The organism is Nonomuraea sp. NPDC049784, assembly GCF_040659615.1.
Classification (GTDB): domain Bacteria; phylum Actinomycetota; class Actinomycetes; order Streptosporangiales; family Streptosporangiaceae; genus Nonomuraea.
Genome location: NZ_JBFAMX010000942.1, coordinates 1 through 2863 on the forward strand (window position 1 = coordinate 1; position 2863 = coordinate 2863).

The 2863-nt window shown below is 71.6% G+C and carries 4 protein-coding genes; 2 read left to right on the forward strand and 2 right to left on the reverse strand.

Annotated elements, in window-relative coordinates:
* Both AB0J09_RS61400 and AB0J09_RS61405 read left to right on the forward strand, forming a co-directional pair.
* Positions 1-142: zinc-binding dehydrogenase (locus tag AB0J09_RS61400; RefSeq protein WP_360713295.1), on the forward strand; the 142-nt coding region annotated here is incomplete at its 5' end.
* Between the two features lie 47 nt (positions 143-189).
* The gene (locus tag AB0J09_RS61405) at positions 190-894 is read left to right on the forward strand and encodes an SRPBCC family protein (RefSeq protein ID WP_360713289.1); all 705 of its coding nucleotides are present in this window, start codon (positions 190-192) and stop codon (positions 892-894) included.
* Between the two features lie 46 nt (positions 895-940).
* Here AB0J09_RS61405 and AB0J09_RS61410 read toward each other — a convergent pair whose 3' ends face one another.
* The gene (locus AB0J09_RS61410) at positions 941-1540 is read right to left on the reverse strand and encodes a TetR/AcrR family transcriptional regulator (RefSeq protein ID WP_360713291.1); all 600 of its coding nucleotides are present in this window, start codon (positions 1538-1540) and stop codon (positions 941-943) included.
* Positions 1537-2863: YhgE/Pip family protein (locus tag AB0J09_RS61415; protein WP_360713293.1), on the reverse strand; the 1327-nt coding region annotated here is incomplete at its 5' end. The genes AB0J09_RS61415 and AB0J09_RS61410, both read right to left, overlap by 4 nt.

Below are 2863 nucleotides of genomic sequence, written 5' to 3' on the forward strand. Positions count from 1 at the left end.
CCTCGCCCAGGTCTTCGCCGCCCTCCAGCGCGGGGACGTCACCGCCCAGATCGCCGCCCAGCTGCCGCTCACCCGCATCACCGACGCTCTGCGGCTGGCCGAATCCGGCACCGTCGCCGGAAAGGTCGTGCTCAACCCGTAGTACTCGCCAGACGAGTTCATCGATCACCCGCAATGAGAGGAAACCCCATGTTCACCATCCACCCGTCAACGTCGCCGAACCAGCAGTCCCGGCCCACGACCTCGCGAACCGTCCAACCCCGGACCAGCGTGCGCGCCGGCGCCCTCACGATCTCGCTCGCCGTAGCCGGCGTCCTCGGGATCGCCGCCCCGCCCGCCCAAGCCGCCCCCGCTCAGGCCCCGGCCGCCCAGCACAACAGTCCATCCGAATGCCGCGGGGAAGGCGTCGACACGACCGCCCTTGTCCGCTACCGAACCAGCGTCGTGATCGATGCGCCGCTGAGCACCATCTGGAAACTGCAGACGGACGTGGAAGGCTGGCCGTCCTGGCAGCCGCCCGTCACCACCATCAAACGCCTCGACCCCGGGACCCTCCGGAAGGGCTCGCGGTTCCGGTGGACAACCCCGGCGCCCGCCACCCCCACGACCCCCGCCACCACGCTGACGATCACCTCCACCGTCAAGCAACTCAAGCGCAACGCCTGCATTCTGTGGAGCGGACCCGCGATCGGTGAAGGGTTGCGCATCGACGAAGGCGTCCACCTGTGGACCTTCACCAAGGTCAAGGGTGGCGTCCTCGTACAGACCGAGGAGACCTGGACCGGCGCCCAGGTCGAAGCGGATGTTCCTACCGCGACCGCGGCCCTCGGCTCGGGCCTCGAAGCGTGGCTGCGCGACCTGAAGGCCGCCGCCGAAGCCCAGCGGCCTCGGTGACGGCGTCGCCGAGCTGTTCGAGGGCGGCGATGGTTTCGCGGTAGGCCTACTTGATGCGGCCGTGCAGGAGTTCGACGAGTGTCGCGTGAGTCCGCTCGATCGGCCGGTCCGGATACAGGGCGCGGCGCTCGATGGCGACCGTCAGGACCATGCCGAACACGGCCGTCGCCGCCGTCTCCACGTCCAGGTCGGCCCGGACCTCGCCGTTCGCGGCGGCCCTGCGCAGCACGTTCGCGTAAACGCTGAGCGCGCTCTGGCGCAGCCGCGCCACCGCCTCCTGCCACACCGTCCGCCACATCTCGGCCAGCAGCACCCGGGCGAAGGCCCCGTGCTCCTCGAAGAACCTGAGCTGGCCGAGCACCACCGAGTCGAGCGCGTCCAGCGCGCTCTCCCCGGTGTCGGCGGCGGCCAGCGCCACGGCGAGCTTACTGATCGAGTGCTCCAGCAGCGCCTCGAAAAGCCCCTCCTTGCTGCCGAAGTTGTAGAACACGGTGCCCTTGGCCACCCCGGCCCGCTCGGCGATGGCGTCGACCGTGGTGGCCGTGTACCCCTGCTCGGCGATCAGCTCCACAGCCGCCCTGAACACCTTCTGCCGGGTGTCCTGCCGGCTCCCGCGTCTGGCGGTGCGCTCACTTCGTTCGCTCACAGTGCCAGCTCCGGGTGCAGGCGCTTGACGGACCAGATGCGGCCACGCTCCACGGCGAGCGTGGTGAGCGCGAGCCCGAGTACGAGGAAAGCCGACAGCACGCCGCAAGCCTGCCACACCACGGTCGGATCGCCACCGCTGATCAGCCTGCGCAGCGCCGACACCACCCAGCTCATCGGCAGCCACGGCGAGATCGTCTGGAAGAACCCGGGCGACGTCTCGATGGGGTACGTCCCGGCCGCCGAGGTGAGCTGCAGCATCAGCAGCGCCAGCGCCACGACCCGCCCGGGCGGGCCGAGCAGCGCGTTCACCGCCTGCACGACCGCCATGAACGCGGCCGTCGCGAGCAGCAGTACCCCGGTGACCCCGGCCCAGTGCGCAGCCTCCAGCCCGAGCCCGAACCGCAGCACCGCCACCAGCACGCCTACCTGCGCCGCCCCGAGCGCCGCCCCCGGCAGCCAGCCCGCCAGCGCGATCCGCACCGCGCCGGTCGTCCCCGCCAGCCGCCGCTGGTTCAGTGGCTTCAGCACCATGAACGCGATCATCGCACCGACCCAGAGCGACAGCGGCAGGAAGAACGGCGCGAAGCCGGTGCCGTAGTTGGGCACCTCGTTGTCGACGTTCTTGGCCAGCCGGACCGGGTCGCTCATCACGTCCGCGCGGGCGTCACGCTGGTTCTTGTCGTAATCGGGTATCCGGGCGGCGCCGTCGCCGAGCCCGCCGGCCAGTTCCCCCGAGCCCTCGGCGAGGTTGGCCATGCCCTTGTCCACCTGGCCCGCGCCGTCGTGGAGCTGATCCACCCCGGTGCGCAACTCGCTCGCGCCGTCGCTCAGCCTGATCATCCCGCCGCTCAGCCGGCCGATGCCGTTCGTGACCTGGCGGGAACCGTTGGCCAGCTCGGTCGCGCCCTGGTAGAGCCGGTTCGCTCCGGTAGCGGCCGTGCCCACGCTCGCGTCCACCTTCGCGGCCCCGCCGGCCAGCTTGCCCAGGCCCGCGTCCAGGGCGTTGAGCTGATCCCTGGCCCGGTCAAGCTTGGAGCCGAGTTGGGGCGCCATGGCCGCGATCTCGCGAGCCTGCTTCGCCAGTTCCCGCGCCTGGTTCCGCAGGTCCGCGACGGCGTCGAGGTCGCTTCCCGTACCGGTGCCGGCGCTCGTCTGGGCGGCGTCCTGGGCGCGGTCCGCCTGAGTGGCGGCCCGTCGCGCGGCGGCCGCCGCGTTCCGCAGCAGGCCGCGCAGCTCGGGGTCGGAGTCCGCGCCAAGGCGGTCGATCGCGGCCTGTGCCTGCGAGCTCGCCTCCCTGGCGCTGTCGGCCGCACCTCTCGCC

Bases quoted from the DNA above. Each gene is read 5' to 3' on its own strand.
- AB0J09_RS61405 (WP_360713289.1), top strand. From the start codon at position 190: ATGTTCACCATCCACCCGTCAACGTCGCCGAACCAGCAGTCCCGGCCC.